This is a genomic window from Streptomyces palmae (genome assembly GCF_004684805.1).
GTDB lineage: Bacteria > Actinomycetota > Actinomycetes > Streptomycetales > Streptomycetaceae > Streptomyces > Streptomyces palmae.
In genome coordinates, this window is record NZ_SRID01000004.1 from 1 (window position 1) to 20985 (window position 20985).

General features: G+C 72.8%; 22 protein-coding genes. 7 read left to right on the forward strand and 15 right to left on the reverse strand.

The features are described from left to right. The first annotated feature begins 445 nt into the window (after positions 1 to 445). Positions 446 to 1465, forward strand: a complete 1020-nt coding sequence (locus E4099_RS01020; protein ID WP_135336955.1) for a glycosyltransferase family 9 protein — start codon at positions 446 to 448, stop codon at positions 1463 to 1465. Beyond that, the gene (locus tag E4099_RS01025) at positions 1462 to 2397 is read left to right on the forward strand and encodes a polysaccharide pyruvyl transferase family protein (RefSeq protein WP_135336956.1); all 936 of its coding nucleotides are present in this window, start codon (positions 1462 to 1464) and stop codon (positions 2395 to 2397) included. The genes E4099_RS01020 and E4099_RS01025 overlap by 4 nt, the downstream gene beginning before the upstream one ends. A gap of 48 nt (positions 2398 to 2445) precedes the next feature. Here the strand turns inward: E4099_RS01025 and E4099_RS01030 are convergent, their stop codons facing one another. From E4099_RS01030 to E4099_RS01065, 9 genes are read right to left on the reverse strand one after another with little or no spacing between them, the layout of a single operon-like run. After that, a complete protein-coding gene (locus tag E4099_RS01030) occupies positions 2446 to 2964 on the reverse strand; it encodes a flavin reductase family protein (protein ID WP_135336957.1) in 519 nt (172 codons plus the stop codon). Then, positions 2965 to 4635 (reverse strand): AMP-binding protein, encoded by a 1671-nt coding sequence (locus E4099_RS01035; RefSeq protein WP_167828253.1) that lies wholly within the window; start codon positions 4633 to 4635, stop codon positions 2965 to 2967. Continuing rightward, positions 4632 to 4976, reverse strand: a complete 345-nt coding sequence (locus E4099_RS32775; RefSeq protein ID WP_209446493.1) for a phosphopantetheine-binding protein — start codon at positions 4974 to 4976, stop codon at positions 4632 to 4634. The genes E4099_RS01035 and E4099_RS32775 overlap by 4 nt, the downstream gene beginning before the upstream one ends. After that, positions 4973 to 6172 carry an acyl-CoA dehydrogenase family protein gene (locus E4099_RS01040; protein WP_135336959.1) on the reverse strand — a complete coding sequence of 400 codons (1200 nt, stop codon included), beginning with the start codon at positions 6170 to 6172 and terminating at the stop codon, positions 4973 to 4975. Before E4099_RS01040 ends, E4099_RS32775 begins: the two co-directional genes overlap by 4 nt. Positions 6173 to 6181: 9 nt before the next feature. Then, positions 6182 to 7024, reverse strand: coding sequence for a hypothetical protein (locus E4099_RS01045; protein WP_135336960.1), 843 nt, complete (start codon positions 7022 to 7024; stop codon positions 6182 to 6184). Between the two features lie 13 nt (positions 7025 to 7037). Next, complete coding sequence (locus E4099_RS01050; protein ID WP_135336961.1) at positions 7038 to 8078, reverse strand: peptidase U32 family protein; 1041 nt, start codon at positions 8076 to 8078, stop codon at positions 7038 to 7040. A 4-nt stretch (positions 8079 to 8082) separates the two neighbouring features. After that, positions 8083 to 9303, reverse strand: coding sequence for a cysteine desulfurase family protein (locus E4099_RS01055; RefSeq protein WP_135336962.1), 1221 nt, complete (start codon positions 9301 to 9303; stop codon positions 8083 to 8085). Then, entirely contained in the window at positions 9278 to 9676 is a 399-nt protein-coding gene (locus E4099_RS01060; RefSeq protein ID WP_135336963.1) for an iron-sulfur cluster assembly scaffold protein, read from the reverse strand. Before E4099_RS01060 ends, E4099_RS01055 begins: the two co-directional genes overlap by 26 nt. A 4-nt stretch (positions 9677 to 9680) precedes the next feature. Beyond that, positions 9681 to 10829: a LuxE/PaaK family acyltransferase gene (locus E4099_RS01065; protein WP_135336964.1), complete on the reverse strand. Its 1149-nt coding sequence runs from the start codon at positions 10827 to 10829 to the stop codon at positions 9681 to 9683. Between the two features lie 143 nt (positions 10830 to 10972). On the opposite strand from E4099_RS01065, the gene E4099_RS01070 reads away from it, so the two are divergent. The 3 genes from E4099_RS01070 (at position 10973) to E4099_RS01080 (ending at position 12876) form a co-directional block, all read left to right on the forward strand. Continuing rightward, positions 10973 to 11338, forward strand: coding sequence for a BlaI/MecI/CopY family transcriptional regulator (locus E4099_RS01070; RefSeq protein ID WP_209446494.1), 366 nt, complete (start codon positions 10973 to 10975; stop codon positions 11336 to 11338). A 154-nt stretch (positions 11339 to 11492) separates the two neighbouring features. Beyond that, positions 11493 to 12332 carry a M56 family metallopeptidase gene (locus tag E4099_RS01075; RefSeq protein WP_135336965.1) on the forward strand — a complete coding sequence of 280 codons (840 nt, stop codon included), beginning with the start codon at positions 11493 to 11495 and terminating at the stop codon, positions 12330 to 12332. A 58-nt stretch (positions 12333 to 12390) separates the two neighbouring features. Next, positions 12391 to 12876, forward strand: a complete 486-nt coding sequence (locus tag E4099_RS01080) for an SRPBCC family protein (RefSeq protein ID WP_135336966.1) — start codon at positions 12391 to 12393, stop codon at positions 12874 to 12876. 33 nt (positions 12877 to 12909) lie between these two features. Here the strand turns inward: E4099_RS01080 and E4099_RS01085 are convergent, their stop codons facing one another. Further along, on the reverse strand, positions 12910 to 13245 hold the full coding sequence (locus E4099_RS01085) for an ArsR/SmtB family transcription factor (protein WP_135336967.1): 336 nt from the start codon (positions 13243 to 13245) through the stop codon (positions 12910 to 12912). Positions 13246 to 13451: 206 nt separating this feature from the next. Between E4099_RS01085 and E4099_RS01090 the strand changes: the two genes are divergently transcribed. After that, entirely contained in the window at positions 13452 to 14171 is a 720-nt protein-coding gene (locus E4099_RS01090) for a cation efflux transmembrane domain-containing protein (RefSeq protein WP_135336968.1), read from the forward strand. Positions 14172 to 14329: 158 nt separating this feature from the next. Further along, positions 14330 to 15892: a DHA2 family efflux MFS transporter permease subunit gene (locus tag E4099_RS01095; RefSeq protein WP_135336969.1), complete on the forward strand. Its 1563-nt coding sequence runs from the start codon at positions 14330 to 14332 to the stop codon at positions 15890 to 15892. A 579-nt stretch (positions 15893 to 16471) separates the two neighbouring features. Here E4099_RS01095 and E4099_RS01100 read toward each other — a convergent pair. The 5 genes from E4099_RS01100 to E4099_RS01115 form a co-directional block, all read right to left on the reverse strand. Next, positions 16472 to 17497, reverse strand: a complete 1026-nt coding sequence (locus E4099_RS01100; RefSeq protein ID WP_135336970.1) for a hypothetical protein — start codon at positions 17495 to 17497, stop codon at positions 16472 to 16474. Positions 17498 to 17737: 240 nt separating this feature from the next. Further along, the gene (locus tag E4099_RS01105) at positions 17738 to 18871 is read right to left on the reverse strand and encodes a hypothetical protein (RefSeq protein ID WP_342451892.1); all 1134 of its coding nucleotides are present in this window, start codon (positions 18869 to 18871) and stop codon (positions 17738 to 17740) included. Continuing rightward, the gene (locus tag E4099_RS34985; RefSeq protein ID WP_342451893.1) at positions 18837 to 19181 is read right to left on the reverse strand and encodes a hypothetical protein; all 345 of its coding nucleotides are present in this window, start codon (positions 19179 to 19181) and stop codon (positions 18837 to 18839) included. The genes E4099_RS01105 and E4099_RS34985 overlap by 35 nt, the downstream gene beginning before the upstream one ends. Before the next feature lie 170 nt (positions 19182 to 19351). Continuing rightward, a complete protein-coding gene (locus E4099_RS34990) occupies positions 19352 to 19792 on the reverse strand; it encodes a hypothetical protein (protein ID WP_342451894.1) in 441 nt (146 codons plus the stop codon). Between the two features lie 105 nt (positions 19793 to 19897). Continuing rightward, complete coding sequence (locus E4099_RS01115) at positions 19898 to 20947, reverse strand: lactonase family protein (protein WP_135336972.1); 1050 nt, start codon at positions 20945 to 20947, stop codon at positions 19898 to 19900. Positions 20948 to 20985: the final 38 nt, after the last annotated feature.

Sequence of the window (20985 nt, forward strand, 5' to 3'; positions counted from 1 at the left end):
GGGTTCGCACGGGGTGGGGTGGCAGTGGGCACGTCGAGAACTTCGTGAAGAGCCCGGCAGGCTCGGAAGCGGAGTCGGCGCCGGCGTGGTCACCGGCCGAGGCCGGGCAGGTGCCGAGGGGTCGGTGCTGCCCGCGGAGTCCCGTTCCGGACGGGGCCGAGCCGGCCAGCAGTCCCTCATCCTCACAGAAGCGGCGGGCCGGTGAGGGGCGGCCGAGGCCGCCGAGGGCACCTCGGGACCCGGGGACCCCTTGGCCCGCAAGGGATCCCCGGGCCCCGGTGAGGTTGACCACAGGGGCGCCCGGCGGGGCCGGGCTGTGCGCCCGGTCACTCCCGTTCGGGCGCCCACCTCACCGCCCTGCGGCCCCGCTTGTGGAATGGCACACTTTCTCCCGGTACGAGGAATTCCAGGCGCCATCCGCGGAGCCGGCGAAGGAGCGATCCCCATGCGGAGTTCCGTTCGGCAACCGCCCCGCGTCCTGGTGCTGCGGGCACTGGGGCTCGGCGATCTGCTCACCGCCGTGCCCGCGCTGCGCGCCCTGCGGCGGGCCCACCCGGACCACGCACTGGTGCTCGCCGCGCCCGGCCGGCTGGCCGAGGCGGCAGGGGCCACGGGCCTGGTGGACCGGCTGCTGCCCACCGGGGACGGGCCCGGCAGACCGGTTCCGCCCCGACTCGACTGGTCCGGCCCGCCCCCCGAGGTGGCGGTGGACCTGCACGGCAACGGCCCGCTCAGCCACCGGCTGCTCAGCGCGCTGGCGCCGGGACGGCTGCTCGCCTACGCCCACTCCGCGATTCCCGGCGTCCCCGGGCCCCCGTGGCGGGAGGACGAGCACGAACGGGCCCGCTGGTGCCGGCTGCTGGCCTGGTACGGACTCCCCGCCGACCCCGACGACCTCCGCATCCCGGTGCCGCGGCGGCGGTCCCCCGCGCCCGGCGCCCTGGTCATCCACCCCGGCGCGGACGCCCCGGCCCGGCGCTGGCCGCCCGAGCGGTACGCCGCCGTGGCCCGCGCCCTGCACACCGCGGGCCACCGGGTGGTCATCACCGCAGGCGCCGGAGAGGGCCCACTGGCCCGGCGCGTGGCCACCCTGGCCGGACTGCCCGCCCGCTCCGCTCTGCTGGGCGGTGCCGCCGACGTGCCCTTCGCCGACCTGGCCGCGCTGGTCGCCCAGGCCCGCGCGGTGCTCGCCGGCGACACCGGCCTGGCCCACCTGGCCAGCGCCCTGGGCACCCCCTCGGTGACGCTCTTCGGCCCGGTCGCCCCCCGCCTGTGGGGGCCGCCCCCGCTGCCGCTCCACCGCGTGCTGTGGCACCCGGACCCCGGCGATCCGCCGCGCCCCGGTGACGCCCACGGCGGCCATCCCGACGCCCGGCTGCTGCGCATCACCACCGCCGAGGTCCTCGGCGCCGTCGCGGACCTGCTCGCGGCGGGCCGGGACATCGCCGCCCCGGTGGCGCCGTGAACACCAGGGTGCTGCTCACCGGATGGTTCAGCTTTCTGCACGGCGAGGTCACGGCGGGCGACCTGCTGGCGGAGGCCAGCGTCCGGCAGGCCCTGAGCGAGGCGGCCGTCGCCGTGGAGACGGCCTGGTCGCCGGTGTTCCGCCCGGGGGCGCTGCGCCTGGAGGCCGCGGATCCGGACCGGTTCAGCCATCTGGTGTTCGCCTGCGGGCCGGTGCACTCCACCCCCGGCCCGGGTGCGGGGCCCAGCCCGCTGCTGGAACTGCACGCCCGTTTCGCACGCTGCCGGCGCATCGCGGTCGGGGTCTCCGTCACCGATCCGGCGGATCCGGCGGTCACCGGCTTCCACGAGGTGCTGGCCCGGGACACGCCGGGCGTCCCGGTCGCCTCCCTCGACCTCAGCCTCCACGCCCCGCTGCCGGACCGGCTGCCCCCGCTCGTCGGGGTGATCCTCACCGAGGGCCAGCACGAGTACGGACCGCGCCGGCTGCACGCCGGGGTGTCGAAGGCGCTGACCGACTGGCTGGGCGGGTCGGACGCGGCCACCGTCGTCCTGGACACCCGTCTGGACAGCCGGGACTGGCGCCTGCCCACCCGGCCCGAGCATCTGCAGGCGGCGCTGGTCCGACTGGACGCGGTGGTCACCACCCGGCTGCACGGGCTCGTCCAGGCACTGCGCGCCGGGACCCCGGTGCTGGCCGTCGACCCGGTGGCCGGCGGAGCCAAGGTCAGCGCACAGGCGGCGGCCCTGCGCTGGCCCGCGCTGCTGCCCGGCGAGCGGCTGCGGACCGCCGACCTCGACCGGCTGCTGGCCTGGTGCCTGTCGGCGGACGGCCGCGCCGCGGCGGCCCGCCACACCGCGCCGCCGCGGGGCAGCGAGCTGCTGACCGGCCTGGTGCGCGAGGTGCTGGCGCACTCCGGCGGCGACCGGTGAAGGGGGGACCGCCGGCAGCGGTGGGGGACCGACCGCCGGCAGTCCCGGTCAGAACAGGCCGCGGTAGGCGCCGCGGTGACGCAGCAGCGGCCGGCCGCCGGTGTGCCGTGCGTGGCGTACGTCCCCGACCAGGATGGTGTGGTCGCCGCCGGGGTGGGTCTCGTGCACCCGGCAGACGATCGTGGCGACCGCCCCGTCCAGGACCGGCACGCCCTCGCGGACGTGGTGGGCCACGCCCGCGAAGCGCTCCAGGAGCGGGCCCTGGGCGAAGGCCGTGGACAGTTCGGCCATGGTGTCGGCGAGCACGTTCACCGCGAACGCCCGGTGCCGCAGGATCTCCGCCAGGGTGCCGGAGCCGTTGGCCACGCAGACCAGGACGAGCCGGGGCGCCAGGGACAGCGAGGCCACGGCGCTGGTCGTCATGCCCACGGGACCGGCCGCGGCCATGGTGGTGAGCACCGTGACCCCCGCGGGGAGTTCGGCCATGGCATCGCGGAACCGCTGCTGGTCGGGGTCCAGGCACGGCCGGGTGCCGCGCGGGGCGCGGGGAACGGTGGAGGAGGCCATCTAGGTCAGCTCCCCGGCCGTGTAGCGCTCGCGCAGCTTGGCGCGCTGGCGCTTGCCGCTGGTGGTCCGCGGGATCCGGCCGCGGCGCACCACGACCACCTCGCGCGGAGTGAAGCCGAAGGCCTGGCGTACGAGCATGGCGACCTCCCCCTTGATCCTGGCGGCGGCCTCGCCCCGCGCCTTGCTCTCCACCACGGCCACGACCTGCTCGCCGGAGTCGTCCGTGTGGGAGAAGACGGCGCTGTTGCCCGCCTCGATGTCGGGGTGGGCCTCGATGGCCTGCTCGACGTCGTAGGGGGGCAGGTTGCGGCCGCGGACGATGAGCATCTCCTTGAGCCGGCCGACGATGTACAGGTCGCCGTCGCGCTGGAAGCCGAGGTCGCCGGTGGCGTGGGTGCGGGCGTCGACCGGTCGGGGGGCGCCGTCGGGCCCGAGGTAGCCGGCCATGACCGAGTCGCCGCGCAGATGCACCTCGCCGATCTCGTTCTCCGCGCAGCCGCCGCCGTCGGGGCGGCGGACCTCGATCTCCAGGCCGCCGACGGGCCGGCCGCAGGCCACCACGGTGATGTCGGGCCGGCCGTCCCGGGCGTCGGTGACCCGGTTGTGGTGGTGCAGCTCGGAGCGGTCCAGCCGCAGGGCCTTGACCCGGCCCCAGCTCAGCTCCGCGGACGGACGGCGCGCCAGGGACATGGTGGAGGCGAGCACCGTCTCGGCCATGCCGTAGCAGGGGATGAGGGCGCTCTCGTCCAGCCCGTGCGGGGCGAAGGCGTCGCGGAAGTCGGTCAGCACCGGGAACGGGATGGGTTCGGCGCCCACATGGGCCTGCCGCAGCGAGGACAGGTCCAACTCCGCCAGGGGCGTTCGCCGGTGGCGGTCGGCGGCGGAGCGGTACCCGAACGGGGGCGCGCTGGTGATGGTCGCGCGGCGTTCGGAGATGTGCCGCAGCCAGGACAGCGGGTCGCGCACGAAGCCGATGGGCGTCATCAGGTCCAGGGGCGTGCCGCTGTGCAGGGCGGTGAGGGCCACGACGAAGCCCATGTCGTGGTGGAGCGGCAGCCAGTTGCAGATGCGGTCGCCGCCGGGGTGGCGGTGCAGCTCGAAGGCTTCGGTCAGCGCGGTGACGTTCGCGGTGACCTGCGCGTAGGTCAGGGCGGCGGCACGGGGCGCGGAGGTGGAGCCGGAGGTGAGCTGGATGTGGTGGAGGTCGTTCGGCCGCGGGGCGGCGGGCTGGGTCGCGGGGTCCCCGTCCAACTCGGCGGGGGTCAGGTACACCGGGCCGGCGATCGCCGCCAGGGCCCGCGCGGTCGCCTCGTCCGGGGCGATGACCGCGGCCGGTCCGACCGCGGAGACCACGGCGGCGAACTGGCGCATGCCGGGGGACCGGGGATCCTCCGGGTTGGGCGGCGAGACCACGGTGCACGGGACGAAGCCGCCCAGCAGGCAGCCGGCGAGCGCGGTGAAGTACGCGGGGCCGGTCGGCATCGGCAGCAGCACCCGGTCCTGGAAGCGCACCCCGCGGGCGCTGAGGGCACCGGCCGCCCTGCGGGCCTGCTGGGCCAGGTCCGCGTAGCGCAGTCCACCGGTGACTCCTCGGGAGTCGAGGAAGCTGAGGCCCTCTTGGTGGCCGCCGAGGAGCCGGTAGTCCAGCACGGGCTGCGCGAGCGTGGTCACGCGTCCCCCCTCCGCTCCGCGGTACCGGCGGCCTTGGCCGCCTTGGCCGCCTTGGTCTCGGCTTTCTCGCGTACGAAGTCGACGAGCTCGCCGACCTTCTTGAAGGCGAATGCCTTCTGCTCGGGGATGAACACCCGGAAGCTCGTCTCCAGGAAGCTCATCGCGGCGACCAGGGTGAGCGAGTCCAGCGGCAGGCTCAGCAGCGGTGTGTCCCGGTCGATGGCGTCGAGGTCGACCTGGGCGAGGTCGGCCGCGTCGAGGACCTCGGTGAGAGCCTTGCGCAGGGTGGCCAGGACCTCGTCGTCGGTGGGCACGGCGGGGGAAGGGGTGGCGGCGGTCACGGCCGGGTGTCTCCTGTCGGGATGGTGACGGTGTCACTGCGGGGGTCCAGGCCGAGGGCCGCTTTGCCGATCATGTCGCGCAGCGCGTCGAGGTTGCTGCCCATGACGGCACCGGCGCGGGCGTCGCGGTAGTGGCGCTCCAGCGGGTTGGCGCGGAGGAAGCCGTGGCCGCCGGTGACCTGCATGGCGGTGTCGGCCACGTTGATGGCGGCCTTGTTGCACACGTACTTGGTGGTGTTCAAGGCGCCCAGGACCTCCAGCGGGTCGTTCTCCGCGGTCCAGGCCCCGTGCAGCAGGGTGAGGCGGGCGGTGTGGATGGCGGTGGCCATGTCCGCGATGTGCAGGCGTACGCCCTGGAAGGCGGCCAGCGGTTGGCCCGTGGGGGCCAGCTTGCGGCGCATCACATGGTCGTTGGCGAAGGACTGCGCGGCCCGTGCGATGCCCAGGGACGCCGCCGCCAGGCCGAGGATGAGGGCGGGCAGGGCATGGGTGAGGCGGGGCATGCCGCCGCCCGGGCCGCCGACGCAGTGGTCGAAGGGGACGCGGCAGTCCAGCAGCAGGGTGTTGGCGCTGTTGGCGCGCATGCCCATGGCGTCCCAGGTCTCCTTGACCGCGAGGCCCTCCACACCGGCGGGGACGACGGCCATGGTCTGGCTGCGGCGGAAGTCCTCCTCACCGCTGTGCGCGTTGATGACGTAGTAGTCGGCGTGCCCGGCGCCGGTGCAGAACGCCTTGGTGCCGGCCAGGTGCACCTCCTCGCCGTCCACCGCGGCTCGCAGTTGGGGGATGAGGATGTTGCCGCCGGTGCCGGGCTCGGAGAAGCCCCAGCTGAGCAACGCGCCGTCGGCGGTGATCTCCTTGAGGACCCGCGCGGCCAGCGGGTTGTCGGCGGCGTCCGCGGCCAGCAGCCGGGCGGCCCCGGAGTGCATGGCGAAGACGAGGGCGGTGGATCCGCAGGCCTCGGCGAGTTCCGCCACCGCCAGGGACCAGGCGGTCAGGTCGGCTCCGGTGCCGCCGTACTCGGTGGGTACGAGCAGACCCAGCAGTCCGGCCTCGTGCAGGTCGGTGATGTTCTGCCGCGGGAAGGTGCCGGAGCGGTCGTGCTCGGCGGCGCGCGGCGCCAGGCAGCGGCGGGCCACCGCACGGGCCTGGTCGATGATGTCTTGCTGGTCGCTGCTCAAAGCGAGGTCAACCATGAGGATCTCCTAAGGGGACGCTGTCACCGGCTGCTGGGAGCGGAGTACGGCGACGCGCTCTGCCAAGGCGGTGCGAGGGTGGAAGCGGGCATCGACGATCACCTCGCCACCGGGCGCCGGCGCGGCGGGTGCGGTGGCGTAGACGGCGTTGCCGTAGACCGTCAGCGGGGGCTGGTGCGGACGGTCGGCCACCGCGATGGGCTCGAGGTGGCCGTGCCCGAGTTGCCAGCGGTGGGTCGCCGAGATGGCGAGCGGTGTGTCGCAGGCGGACCGGCAGGCCGTCAGCGGGAGTCGGTGGTGCCGCGCGGTGGGGCAGGAGCGTGCCCAGGCCAGCGGGACGGCGTCGGTCAGCCGCCGTATCCGCCAGTGCGCCTCCCGCGGTACGACCGCCGTGGGGTCGGCTTCGAGCACCCGGGGGCCGAGGCCCTCCAGTTCGCCGAGGAAGGCGGGCTCGTACACGATGGGCTCCAGGACGCTCCTGGGGTTCTCGGCCGCGTCGTGGGGCCGGCCGGGAAGCAGGGCCAGGCCGACGGCCAGTTCGCAGTCGGGCAGGTCGACCGCGGCCAGCGCGGCCAGTGTTCCCAGGTCGTTGACGGTCACCGTCAGCGCTCCGTGCCGGGCCAGCCCGACGGCCAGCTCGACCAGTGCCTCGGCGCCGCGCTGCCAGGCCGCCGGCAGCACCAGGCCGGCCCGCAGCCCCGCCCCGCGCACCCGCTCCAGGGCAGGGCCGAGCGCGGCCGCGTCCGGGAGCTTGGCCGCACAGCCCTCCTGCCCGATGCTGATCGCGTCCACCGCCAGGCCCAGGACCTCGTCCAGCCGGTCGGGCGTGGAAAGTCGCACTTCAACTGTCATCCGGACCTCCCGGTCACACGTGGGCGCGGCGGTGCGGGGTGTCGCGGAAGCGGCAGCGCTGCTTCTCGCACATGCGCGGCACCCAGCCCATCTGCCACGTCAGCTCGATCCGGTCGATGTCCTCGATGGTCTGCTTGGTGCTCCAGCCCCTGGCGATGCCGTCGAGGGCTCGCCGGTACATCTGCGTGATCTTGGCGTTCTGGCGGACGATGGGGCTCTCCCGGCCCGGGATCTGCAGGGCGGTCACTCCCAGGGCCACCAGGGCGGGCACATCGCACAGGGCGCAGTCCGAGGCGCCGTCCAGGAACGCCGCCAGATCCTCGGCCGCGCCGCCGGCCGTGCCGCCCCGGTATCCGGCGCGGCAGCCGAGCCCGGCGCCGCGCTGGTCCGGCAGCCGGCAGGAGTGGCAGCTCGCCCCCGATCCGGTCTGCACCGGCACCTCGACCTCGAGTCCGTCCACGGCGCAGAAGGCCGCGATCTCGTCCAGGCCCATTCCGTGGGGGACCACGACGCGCCGGAACCCGTAGGTCTCCCGCAGGTACCGGGCGGCCGAGACGGTGGTCACCCCCAGGCCGGAGGCCGCCACCAGGGGCGTGTCCGGGTGGTCCCGGGCGATCCAGCGGGCGGTGGACAGGGCGCCGACCACCACGGTGTCGGCGCCCGCCTCGACGCCCTGCGCCACATGGGCCAGGAAGTGGGCGCGGGATGCGGCGCCGACGGCGGGCGCGTCCGCGCACAGGTGCACCCGCAGGCCCGCCTCGTGCGCCTGCGTGATGATCTCCTTGAGCAGGCGCCGGTTGGAGATCTGGGTCGGCTCGCCGTCCCGCCTGCCGGGCAGGGCGTCGAAGCTGCCGCCCTGCCCGGCCGGGGCGCGGTGGGCGACGTAGATCTCGTCGGCGCCGCCGGCGATCTGCAGTTCCAGCATCTGCAGATTGCGTACGGGGGCGTTCAGGGCGACCCGCGCGGCGGCGGTGGGCTCGGGCAGCCGGACGAAGGGCGCCTCGCGCTCGGTGTGGCCGGGGGCCATCTTCCATTGCTCGCTTACTGCGGTCATCACTTCACTTCTTCGCGCGAGTGGCGGGCGGCACGGCCGGGCCCAGCGAGCGCAGCCTGGTGACGGCGTCGACCGTGGTGGCGGCGGCCTCGGTGACGGCGTCCACGGTGGTGGTGCGTCCGGCGCTGAACCGCACCGCGGCCTTGGCGCGCTCGGCGGGCAGCCCCATGGCGGTCAGCACATGGGACGGCGCGTCACTCCCGGCGTGGCAGGCGGATCCGGCCGAGACGCAGACGCCGCGCACGGCCAGCACGTCGACGAGGGTGTCACCGCGCAGGCCGGCGAAGGACACGTTGAGGATCTCCGGCAGGCAGGACGCCGTATCCCCGTTGACCTCCAGGTCGCCCGCCTGTTCGAGCCCCTTGAGCAGGCTCGCCCGCAGCGCGTGGCGATGGTCCTGGAAGCCGGGGTCGGCCAGTCGCCGCACCGCGGCGGAGGCCGCGGCCGCCATGCCGAGGACGCCGGCTACGTTCTCGGTGCCCGCGCGCAGACCGCGCTCCTGGCCGCCGCCGCGGATCAGCGGGGCGAGCCGCACCCCGGCGGCGACCTTGAGCGCACCGACCCCCTTGGGGCCGTAGAACTTGTGCGCCGACACCGAGATCAGGTCCGCACCGGATTCGGCGAGCGGGATCTTCCCCGCCGCCTGCACCGCGTCGGTGTGCATCAACGCACCGGCCTGATGGGCGAGTTCGGCTATCTCGGCGACGGGTTGGACGACACCGGTCTCGTTGTTGGCGTGCATCACCGACACCAGCACGGTGCCGGGTCGCAGGGCGCGCCGTACCGCCTCGGGGTCGACCCAGCCGCGCCCGTCCGGCTCCACGAGGGTGACCTGGGCGCCGAGTTCCCGTGCGAGGCCGCACGACTCCAGGACGGCGGAGTGCTCGATCGCCGTGGTGATCACATGCGGGGTGCGGTCCCGCGCGGCCAGGACCGTGCCGCAGATGGCCAGCGCGTCGGCCTCGGAGCCACCGCCGGTGAACACCACCTCGTCGGCGGTGCAGCCGAACAACCGGGCCAGCTGCTCCCGGGAGGACCGCAGCGCCTCGTGGGCCTCGTCGCCCGCGCCGTGCCGGCTGGACGGGTTCCCGGTGATCTCCATGCCGCGCAGCACCGCCTCGACGGCCTCGGGGCAGACGGGGCTGGTGGCGGCGTGGTCGAGGTAGATCCCCCGCGCCCCGCCCGGGGGCTCGGGCCGGTCAGGAGCAGACGAGGGGGGCTTCATCGTCGACTCCTTCCCGGTGGTTGCGGACCAGCCGGTGGGCGACCTGGCGGCCGAGCGTGGCCACGTGCCGCTGGTCGGGGCCGAGCCCGCCGAGCAGGCTCGTGACGTACGCGTCGTCCCACTGCTCAAGGTCGGTGATCGGCAGTCCCTGGGCGGCTTCGGTCAGCACGCTGGCGGTGGCCAGGGAGGCCGCGCAACCGTGTGCCCGGAAGCGGATCTCGGTGATGGTGCCGTCGGTGACGGTGGCGGTCAGCATGATCTGGTCCCCGCACACCGGGTTGCCGATGAAGGCCCGGACATCGGGGTCCTCGAGTTCGCCGGCGTTCCGCGGGTTGGTGAAGTGGTCCACCACGGTGGGGCTGTAGCGAGCCATCGGCTCAGCCTTCCGCGGGGGCGGCCTGGGGGACCTCGCACTCGGCGACGATCTCCTGGCTGTCGATGAACTTCTCGATGCTGACCGCGCAGCAGCCCAGCTCGGCGCCCTGCAGGCGGCGGCGGAAGGACACCGTCTGGCCGGTGCGGCCGCACGGGCACGGGGTGTGGTCGACCTCGCCGACGTCCTCGCTGAGGATGAAGCCCGGGTAGCCCGTGTTGAGGGCGTCGAGCAGGGCGATCACGCCGGTCTTGCCGGGGGCGAGCTCGACGTCGGTGTCCTCGACGTCGCGGATGGAGATGTAGGACCACGGGGGTACGTGCTTGCGGTGCTGCTCGCACTCCATGGCCAGCATGTTCGACTCGATCATGCCGTACATGTCACGGACGTTGGCCGCGGGGATGCCCAGGTACTTCTCGATCTTGGCGTTGAACTCCTCGCGGCTGATGCTCTCGCCCGTGTAGCGCTTCCAGCCGCCCAGGGTGATGACGTGCGAGCCCGGGTCCAGCTTGAGGGTGATGTCCTCCATCTCCAGGTAGCGCAGCAGGCGCCCGACCAGGAAGGGCGGCCCGATGATGTGGCGGGTCATCCGGTCTTCCCACGCGTCGAGCCGGCCGAGGGCCTCCTCGGGGTCGAAGGCGTAGTCGCGTACCACGTAGGCGTGGTCGTCCAGCAGGCCGTTGAGTACGTTGAACGCCTTGACCATGCCCATCTCGGGGGTCTCGGCGGTGGACGGGCACAGGAACAGGCCGGCTCCGTTGCCGATCCCGAAGAACTCCCGGTACTGGGCGAAGATCGCCGTCAGCACGCGGCTGGTCGTGGTGGTGTCCCGGCGGGCCACGCTGGGCACTCCGCCGGTTCCGGTCGAGCGGATCTCCAGCTCGACGTCCGTGAGCGGCGCGGTCATCAGCACGTGCGCGTCGGGCTGCTTGAACATGCGCACCGGCAGCAGCGGGATCCTGACCAGGTCCGAGAGGGCGGCGAAGTCCTCGGCTCGGACGCCCGCCGCCTCGCACTGGGCGCGGTAGAAGGCGTTCTCCTCGGCGTGCTGGGCGAAGGCGCCGCGCAGGGCCTCGGTCACCGAGGCCTGCCAGTCGCCGTCGGCCTGCCGGAATGCCGCTTCCGGACAGCCGAGCATGGCGGAAAACTCCATGGGTCCCCCAAAGGAAAAAGTAAAGAAGAAGGCACGCGGAACCGACGCCGATGACGGTCGTCCCTCAGCCGCGGCCAGGGCCTACTATCGCAGTAGTACTACGGCGATAGTCAAGGGTCTTCGGATGGCCTATGCTGCTCGGCATGGCACAACTGGGTGATCTCGAACGGGCGGTGCTGGGCTGTTTGTGGCAGGCGCCGGGACCGCAGACCGTTCGCGAGGTGCAGGAGTCGCTGGCGCGTGAGCGCAAGCTCGCCTACACCACCGTCATGACCACCCTGCAGCGCCTGGCCCGCAAGGGTCTGGTGGAGCAGGACGCCCAGTCCCGGGCCCACCGGTTCAGTGCCGTGGCCACCCGGGAGGAGATGTTCGCCGAGCTCATGACCGACGCCCTGGGCATCGCCGGCGACGACCATCAGGTGATGCTGCGGTTCGTCGACGTCATCAGTCCCAAGGCCCGTGAGGTCCTCGCCGAGACGCTGGACAGGCGGGAGCGGGAAGCGGACTGAGGTGATCCATGGCGCGGGTGGTTCCCGCGCCGTGCCGTCGCGGGTGGCTGGTCCAGGGGTGGGTTGTGCCCGCTGTGCAATCGGCAGTTCGTGAAATACGGGGGGTTACGTGGATGCGCTCTGTCTTGTGCTGCTGTCGGTGGTCCTGTCGGGCTTGACCTCTGTTGTCACCATCATGTTCAGCTGGCCGTACCGGGCGCCCTGCGCGGCCCTGGGGCTGTGGTTGGGCGGGGGAGTGGGCTCGCTGACGGGCCTGCTGCTCGCCACCTGTTCCCTCGCCTTCGGCCTGGGCAGCCCGGAGCACCGGGTGCTGCGGCTGTTAGTGGATGTGGTGGCCGTGATGGCGGCCTGGGCCTTCGTCGCCTGGGTCGCGAAGGCATTCGTCGCCATCCACCGCGGTGCGCGCAAGCGGCGGGAGCGCCACCGCGCCCTGCTGGCCCTGTTCGGTGAGTCGGTCGAGCACCTGAGCGCCGTGGTGCTCCCGAGCCGCCAACTCCTCGCCTACAGCGTCCCGGGCCCGCGCGGCGGCCACGCCGTCATATCCGACTCCCTGCTGACGGAGTTCACCCCCGAGGAGATCGCCTCCGTCCTCGCCCATGAACAGGCTCATCTCAAGCAGCGCCATCACCTGTTCGGCGAACTCAGCGACGCGCTGCGCACCGTCTTGCCGAAGCGGCGGTTCACCGGTCGCTTCGCCGAGCGGTTCGGCAGCCTGATCGAGATGCGCGCCGACTGCGCGGCTCGTACCAAGTGCGGACGGCAGGCCACCGCTCGGGCCCTGGCCCGCTGGTCGGGCACTCGGGAGGCCGAGCCGGTCCCGGCCCTCGACTGCCCGGTCACCATACGCCGCCGCCATCTGCTGGCCAGCGAGCGATGTTGCGGCTCACTCACCTCCCAGGCCGTCTTCGGTGCCGCACTGCTGGCCGCCGTCGCACCCCTGGCGCTGATCACCACAGGCGGCATGGCCGCCGTCTGCAGGTGGATCTGCCACTGAACACTCCCCAGGCCCCGCGCCGCCGAGGGCCGGACACCGACGTACCGAAGGGAAACCGATGCCGCAGACCGTCTCCGAGACCATGGAGATCGCCGTCCCTCCGCAGCTGGTGTACGACACCGTCACCAATGTCGCCGAGATGGGGAGATGGAGCCCGGAGTGCACCGGCGCCACCGTCCACGAAGCCGGCCGGGCCGCCTGTGTGGGGATGCGCTTCACCGGCCGTAACGCCTCGCACCTGAAGAAGCGGCCCTGGTCGACGAACTGCACCGTGGTGGCGGCCGAGCCCGGCCGGCTGTTCGCCTTCAGCGTGACGGCCATCGGACTGCCGATCTCCATCTGGAGCTACCGCTTCGAACCGCTGGACGGCGGGGCGGCGACCAGGGTCACCGAGACCTGGACGGACACCCGCGGGAAGGCCATGCTCTTCATCGGCCCCAAGGTCAGCGGCATCCACGACCGCGTCACCCACAACCGCCAGGGCATGCAGGTCACCCTCAGGCGCCTCAAGGAAGCCCTGGAAACCGCGCACCGGTCAGGGTGAGGGCCTGCGGTCCCCGGTCCCGGCCCGCCGCACTCAGCAGCAGCCCTCGGTGTCGGCGTCCGGGCAGGTCCGGTCGGCCTCGACGGCGATGACCGCGGCCCGCAGGTCGTCCAGCGCGTGCCCCAGCCGGTCGTCGGCCAACTCGTAGCGGGTGCGCCGTCCCACCGGAACCGCGACGACCAGTCCGCAGTCGCGCAGGCATGCCAAGTGGTTGGACAGCCGGGTCCGCGAGATGTCGAGCCGCTCCGCGAGGTCCGCCGGATGTGCCGAGGCCTCGCGCAGGGCGAGCAGCAGCTGGCAGCGGATCGGGTCGGCCAGGGCGCGGCCGAACCGGGCGAGGACTTCGATGTCCGGGGCGATGGTCAGCACCCTTCCAGCGTACAGAGGGTGGGTGCGCACGCCTTCGCGCATTCGGCGGCGTGTGAGTTCAGGAAAACGTGAATTCACGCTATCGTGTACTGACATCCCGTGCGACACCCGTTCCGCCGTCTCGCGGACCTGACGCCACCGCCCGCCGAGCCCGCCGTCCCAGCGGCGGCCAGCCCCGTCAACCCTCCGAAGAAAGGCCGCCGTTCATGGCCGCCGAGTCCACCTCCGGCCTCTTACCCGCCCGACGCGAGGCCCTGGTCCGCCGCATACGGTGGCTGGTCGCCGCGACGATCACGTACAACGTGCTCGAGGCGATCACCGCCCTCACCGCCGGCACCCTCGCCTCCTCCACGGCGCTCATCGGCTTCGGCCTGGACTCGGTCATCGAGGTCTCCTCGGCGGCCGCGGTGACCTGGCAGTTCTCCGCCGCCGCACCCGCTGTGCAAGAGGCCCGCGAGAAGACCGCGCTCCGTGTCATCGCGCTCTCGTTCTTCGCCCTGGCCGGGTATGTCGCCCTCGACGCCGTCCGCGCCCTGACCGGGACAGGCCAGGCCGAGGAGTCGATCCCCGGGATCGTGCTCGCCGCACTCTCCCTGGCCGTCATGCCCTTCCTGTCCGCTGCCCAGCGCAGGGCGGGGCGCGAGCTGGGATCCGCCTCCGCCGTGGCCGACTCCCAGCAGACCCTGCTGTGCACCTACCTGTCCGCCCTGCTGCTGGTCGGCCTGGTCGCCAACGCGACGCTGGGCTGGTCCTGGGCCGACCCGCTCGCCGCCCTGGCCATCGCCGCCATAGCGGTCAGGGAGGGCGTCGAGGCCTGGCGCGGGGGCGGCTGCTGCGCCCCCGCCGGACTCGCCCAAGCCCGTGCCGGCCGGCCGACCGAGGAGGGCGGCTGCGCCTGCGGCAACGGCTGTACGTGCTGTGACTGACCACCCCAGACCGCGGCTGCCACGCCCATGGACGGAGCCGACCGGTCCGTCCGGGCGCGACAGCCGTACCGGCCCCCACCGCGCGCTGTCCGCCGCTCGGGGGGCGAACTCCCGCTCCGTCCGATGACCACCCCACCGCAAGGTGCCGAGGACCGCTGATGACAACCTCCAGCAAGACCACGTCCGACACCCCAGCACCGCCGGCAGACGGCCTTGCCCGCAAACGCTGGCTCGCCCTGGCGGCTCCCGTCTTCGGCCTGATGATCGTCGGCCTGGACGCCACCATCCTGACCGTCGCCCTGCCCACGCTCGCCACCGACCTGAAGGCCACCACCACCGAACTGCAGTGGTTCACCGACGCCTACACGCTGCCCTTCGCGGGCCTGCTCCTGCCGCTCGGCGTCCTGGGCGACCGGGTCGGCCGCCGGATCGTCCTGGTGTCCGGCCTCCTGCTGTTCGGCGCCGGCTCGGCGCTCGGCATGGTCGTGGACACGGCTGACGGCCTGATCGTCGCCCGTGTCGTCATGGGCGTGGGGGCCGCGGCCATCACCCCGCTGGCGCTGTCCATCGTCCCGCTGATGTTCCCGCCCGAGGAACGCTCCAAGGCCATGGCCATCGCGACCGCGGGCTTCGCCCTGGGCGTCCCCCTCGGCCCGCTGGCCGGCGGCTGGCTCCTCGACAACTACTGGTGGGGCTCGATCTTCCTGATCAACCTGCCGATCGTCGCCATCGCCGTGATCGGCATCCTGGTCTTCGTCCCCGAGACCAAGGCCGCCAACCCCAAGCGCCTCGACCTCGTCGGCACGCTGCTGTCCGTCGCCGGCGTGACCGCGTTCGTCTACGGCGTCATCGAGATCCCCAACGCCGGATGGTCCGACCCTCCGGTGCTGGCGGCGACGGTCGGCGGCCTGGCCCTCATGGCGCTGCTGTTCGTCTGGCTGCGCAGGACGGCCAACCCCCTGGTGAACCTGGGGTTCTTCCGCAACGCGCGGTTCACCTGGTCCAGCGTGGCCGTCTCCGTGGTGATGTTCATCCTCTTCGGCGTGCTGTTCGTCGTGCCGCAGTTCTTCCAGCAGGTCCAGGGCAAGGACGCCCTCTCCACCGGACTGCACCTACTGCCGCTCATCCTGGCCCTGGTCGTCGCGGCCCGTGTCGGCGGACGACTCGTCGAACGCGTCGGCACCAAGGCGGTCGTCGCCACCGGCATGGTGCTGTGGGTCGTCGGCCTCGTCGTCCTCGCCCTGGTCGAGGTCGACACCGGCTTCGGCACCACCGGCACCGCGCTGGCCATCATGGGGGCCGCCCTGGGGTTCACCATGCCCACCACCCTGGACGCCATCCTGGGCTCACTGCCCGCCGACGAGGTCGGTGCCGGCTCGGCCCTGGCCAACTCCATGCGCCAGATCGGGGCCTCGGTGGGCGTCGCCATCCTCGGCAGCTCCCTGAACTCCGCCTACCGCAACGGAGTCGACGACGACATCCCCGCCGCCGTGCCGGAGCAGGCACGCGAGGCGATCCGCGACAACATCGCCGGCGCGGCCCAAGCCGCCCAGCGGCTGCCCGGCGAGGAGGGCCGAGCGGTCATGGAATCCGCCCGGGAGGCGTTCGTCTCCGGCATGTCCGCCGTGGCCGTCATCTGCGCGGCCCTCGCCGCGGTCACCACCCTGGTGGTGATGGCCCTGCTTCCGGCACGCCAGGAGGCGGATCGGCAAACCCCCTGACAACCCCGCCGCGCGGCCCCGCGTGCGGCGTCTGGTCTTCCCGGGCGTGCTCGTTGCGAGTGGGCGCGGTGCGCGGCGCCCGGGTCGGCGCCGGGGGGAAGGCTGCCGCGTCCCGCGCGGGTTCCCGACGTGGTGCCGGACCGCGGCGGCCGATGAGTCGGCCGCCGCGGTCGGAAGGGCGTCCACCGCCCCCGCATAGGGAGTGGGATCGAACCCCTGCCATGCGACCTGGTCTGGGCCACCGACTGGGAGGAGGAGGCCGATATCGAGCTGGCACCGCGACTTGGCCTGCCGCAGTTGCCGGTCGTGAACCGGCCAGAGCCCTCAGCCACCCACCGAACGCGCAGACCAGTGGTTCGGGCTCCATTGGAGGACCCGAACCCTCGTCGCATGCGCGGCCTTACCGACCGGCGAGCTCATCGGGACGCGCTCGACCTGGGGCGATGCGTCGCGGTCGGGTCGGGGACGGCCTGCTTCCTTCTCGGATGTCGGGCCGCAGGTAGGCACCCTGAGCCTCGCGGCCACCCGGTGTCACGGCATGCCCGCACCGTGACGCCCCGGCTGCACACTGCGGACGGGCTACGTCATCAACTCGATGTGCGGATGCTCGGGCTCCGCCGGGCAGACGAACAGGTGCTGCCGGTAGCCGCTGCCTATCTGGACACCGGACGCGTTGTAGCCGCGGTGGCCGGGGTACGGTCCAGCACCTGGGTGGGGGTGCGGAGACCAACTGTTCCCGGCGTCGTCCCCTTCCTCGAACGTGGCGACGGTCATCAGGAGCTCCATGCCGGTGCCGCACTCGGAGCAGGGCCGCGGGCTGGGGTCGGTGGAGTTCCAAGCGGGCCAGCCGCCGACCTTCCAGCCGGGTGCGTTGGACAGCACACAGTCGTAGTACGTGTCCGGGTCCATGTCTTCCTCTGCTGCCTGCGGCACACTCCATTGCTTGAGCTGCTCCTGCAGTTCTTCGCTCAGCTCCAGATGGTCGGGGTACTCGGTGATCTGCTCCGGTTCGAGCACGCACGGTTCCGGTAGATAGCCGTCGAACTGCACGGCGGGCGGCTCGGGGGGCGTGTCGAGGATGTCGGTGACGGCGGCTGCCGAACGCCAGAAGAGCAGGGTCCTGGGCATGATCGGATGATCGAAGGGGCACCACAGAACCTGCAGCAGGTCCTTGCCCTCCGGCGGGCTCAGATCGGGCACATCCCGTGCGTACAGCTGCGCGACGGGCAGCATCGCCATGGGGCCGTCGTACGACTGGACCGCCGGCCTCACCGGATACGTCCGAGGGGGCCGGATCCGCTTGAGAGTCTCCCGTTCCTCCGGAGTCAGGTCCCGGCCGTGCGAGGCGGCGAAGATCCGTCGTTCCAGCCGCAGATCCGCCGGGGACTGGGCTGGGTTGATGCCGTCCACCACATGCGGTTCCTCACAGTGCGGCCACGGCTCCTCAGCGGGCCACAGCAGCGGCCCGCCGATCGAGCTGTCGTGCCACGTCGGCGCCCCAGGGCGGGGGTGCAGGCGGGTCGCCGTGCGGGCCAGCGGAGCCAGTTGGGGAATGACCGCGGCGACGTCGATCGGCCGTGGCGGAGTGACAGGAGTGACATGCATGGCCGTAATCTTGCCAATCGCCTCGGACAACGGCCCTCGTGGCCGCTCCACGAAGAGCCCCGGCACGGGCGCCACCCGGGAGAGCGCTACCGCCGGTCCGTTGCCGGCAGATGCCCCGCGAGCAGGTCCGTGATCGCCGCGTGGATGTCCGTCCACGCGCGCGGTTCGTCGCCAATTACCACCTGGACAGGGACGACGCGTCCATTCCGTCCGCACCGCCGCCGGTCAGGAGATGGTCCATCACGATCTCCATCGGCCGGTAGGTCGTGGCCGAACCCCTTGAAGTTGAGCATCTCGCCGATGGTGAGTACGCAGACGGCTTTGGTGCCGCCCCACGGGGAGAGGGCGGCACCAGGGCCGATCTTCGGATAACCGTAGCGCTGACGTGCTGGTCAGGGGCGGCGAAGCGGCAAGCCGGGCTGTTCGCGTGAGGCGGGACTTCGGGGACGTACGACACGAGGTCGGGCACCGGCCTGCCGGTGGGCTGGGTGTCGACGACGAGGCGTGGGCTGCCGTGGAAGACCCGTCGGGGCCGTCCCGCGCGAGGAGCAGCCCTTGCTGCGAGCAGCCGACCAGGACGGTACGGTCACGTCGCAGGTCCTGGCGCCACTGCGATTCCAGGGCGCCGAATGCGCGCTGGGCCGCGCGCCGCCAGTCCTGGTCCGACCAGCGGTCGTCACTGGCGTCGTCCGCGTTGCGGATGGCGGCACGGATGAGGTCGTGGACATGGAAGGGCCATGTACCGGAGGGGGACTCCCGGATGAAGGGGCGCTCGGTCAACCGTAGGGCGGGCGCGTCGTGGTCCATGCCGGCGACCTGGGTGGCCAGAGGAACAGAGAACGCGTCGAGCAGGCTGACCGAACGGAGCACGTGGCGTTCCTCGGCGGTCAGGTCGCTGAGGGTACGGGCGATCAAGGCCGGGAAGTCGTGGTCGAAGTCGGTGACCTGCGGCTGTCTGCCGCTGCGCCGAAGCTCCAGGTAGCGCATGACCGACAGGTCCAGGTACAGAGGCAGCCCGTGGGAGCGCTCAGCGATGATCCGGCGGACTGGTTCGTCGATCAGCGGCCGCCCGTCGCGGCTGAGCCTGCGGGCCAGGTAGTCCTCGCAGTCTTCGGGGGAGAAGTCGCCGATCAGGATCTGGCGGCCGGATACGCCCGAGCCGGTATGTGACGTTTGGGAGACCAGGCCGGGCCAGGCATTCGGTCCGGTCCAGTCGAGTTGCCCTTCCAGACTTGTCTTTGCCCACTGAAGACGGTTGCGTCCGGTGACGACGAAGAACGCGTTGGGCATCAACCACACGATGCGCTGGAGCAGTCGTTCGAGGTCGCGGTGGACGCGGTCACCGGTGTCCTCGAAGGTGTCCAGCAGGATCACAGGTAAGCGCGCCCTTGTCGGCTGGGAGTTGGGCCAGGTCCCAGGCTAGAAGGTGCGGGTAGAAGCTGAGGGCTTCCAGGTCGGGCTCGGCTTCCAGGAGGTCGGCCAGACGGGAGCAGCCGGTGAGGGCGCGTACGGATCGGCGTCGCTCGCGTAACGCCTTGATGAGCGCTCCAGTGCCGTGCCCGAGCGCGCTCCCGACAGTGCCGGGCAGGAGCAGGGCCTGGGCGACGTCGCTGAGGGCTGACTGCATCTGTTGGGACAGGGCGGCAGCGGCGCTGAAGCGGCTCAGCAGCCCGCCCCTGCGCAAGTAGTCCTCGATCGGTTCGCCCGGGTGGTTGTGCTCCCAATAGCGGCGGAGGGCGAGGACCAGGTCTTGCCGGTCCTCGTCCCGGCCGTCGCGAGCGTCCCGATGGCCACCGCACCGCGATCAGGCCGGCCGGGGTCGGCGTGATCGCGGTGCGGAGGGGTCAGTAGGAGTCAGAAGTAGAGGCCGACGGCGTCGTCGTTGCCGAAGAGGCTGCCGAAGCCGGCCTTCGCGGCGAGGGCGTGCACGCTCCCGGGGGTCATGGAGACCGAGCCGGTCGCGGTGAGGCCGGTGGCGGTACCGGGCAGCGACCAGGTGGCACCGGTGGCGTTCTCCTGCGGGGCGGACACCGCCAGCTCGGCCTTGCCGTCCTTGGCCACATCGAGCAGCCGGACGGCCCCGCCGAAGCGGTCATTGGCCTCCGCGGCGCCCGCGATGCCCTGGGTGTCCTGGTGGAACGCCTGGGCACCGGTCCCACGAAGACCGCCGCGGGCGGACGCTGTCCGGCACCACCCGGGCCGCCAGGTCGCCCTTGCCGTCGTGGTCGAAGTCCCCGAAGTCCGGGCTCCCGCCGTGGACGCTGCCCACGGAAATCCTCGACGGGAGCGGACCACCGGCGTGGAGTCGCCGGTGGGAACGCCGACTACCTCTGGAACCGGAGCGGGGCGTCCGCCGCCTCGGCGATGCCGCGTTCTCGGGCGGGACCCGGCTGCCGCGCCTCAGGCGAAGAGGACGTTGGAGGCCGCCGGGACGGGCAGCGAACCCGCGCGGTGCGGGATGCCCGTCGCCGGGTCGACGTCCAGCCAGGTGACGTCGCCCGAACGCTCGTTGGCCGCGTACAGGCGGGTGCCGGAAGGGTGCAGGGCCAGATCGCGCGGCCACCGCCCCCCGCACGGTACGGAGTCGATCAGCTCCGCCCGCTCGCCGGCCGCGTCGAGAGCCAGGACGGCGATGGTGTCGGGGCCCCGTACCGCCGCCCACAGGAAGCGGCCGTCGGCGGAGACGACCGGCGCCGAGGGGGAGACCGCGCTCTCGGTGCCGCCGGGGAACAGCGGGGTCGCGCCCACCGGCTCCAGCACGCCCGCGGCGGCGTCCCAGCGGCACACGGTGACCGTCGGATCGAGCTCCCCCAGCAGGTACGCATGGCGTCCGGACGGGTGGAAGGCCAGGTGGCGCGGCCCGGTCCCGGGCGGCAGCGCGGTTTCCCCCTTCAGGGCCAGCGTGCCCGCACGGGTGTCCAGCGAGTGGACCCGCACCGCGTCGCTGCCCAGGTCGACGCTGAGCACCCAGCGCCGGGAGGGATCGAAGAGCACCTGGTGCGCGTGCGGGCCCCGCTGGCGGTCCGGGTCCGGGCCGCTCCCCGAGAACTGCCGCACGTCGCTGGGGGACCGCGGGGCGCCGTCGGCGGCGAGGGGCAGCACGGTGACGCTGCCGGATCCGTAGTTGGCGGTGAGCAGGTGCCCGTGGGCGACCGACAGATGGGTGGGCTCCTCCCCGCGCACGGCCACCGGTACGCCGATCGGGCGGGCCGCCGGACCGGCGATGTCATAGGCGGCGACCGAGCCCCGCGCCGTCTCGGAGACGGCGTAGAGCACCGCTCCCGCCCCAGGGCGATCGAGGGCCAGATAGGACGGGTCGGGTACGGCATCGATGACGCCGGTCTCGGTCAGGGCTCCCGTTGCCGCGTCCACCGCGGCCACGACGATCCCGCGGCCGCCCGATGAGGTGAACGATCCGATGAAGGCCCGACCTCTGCCCGCGTCACCCACGGTGACCTCCGCCCATTGCCTCGGTTGATGCCCACGCT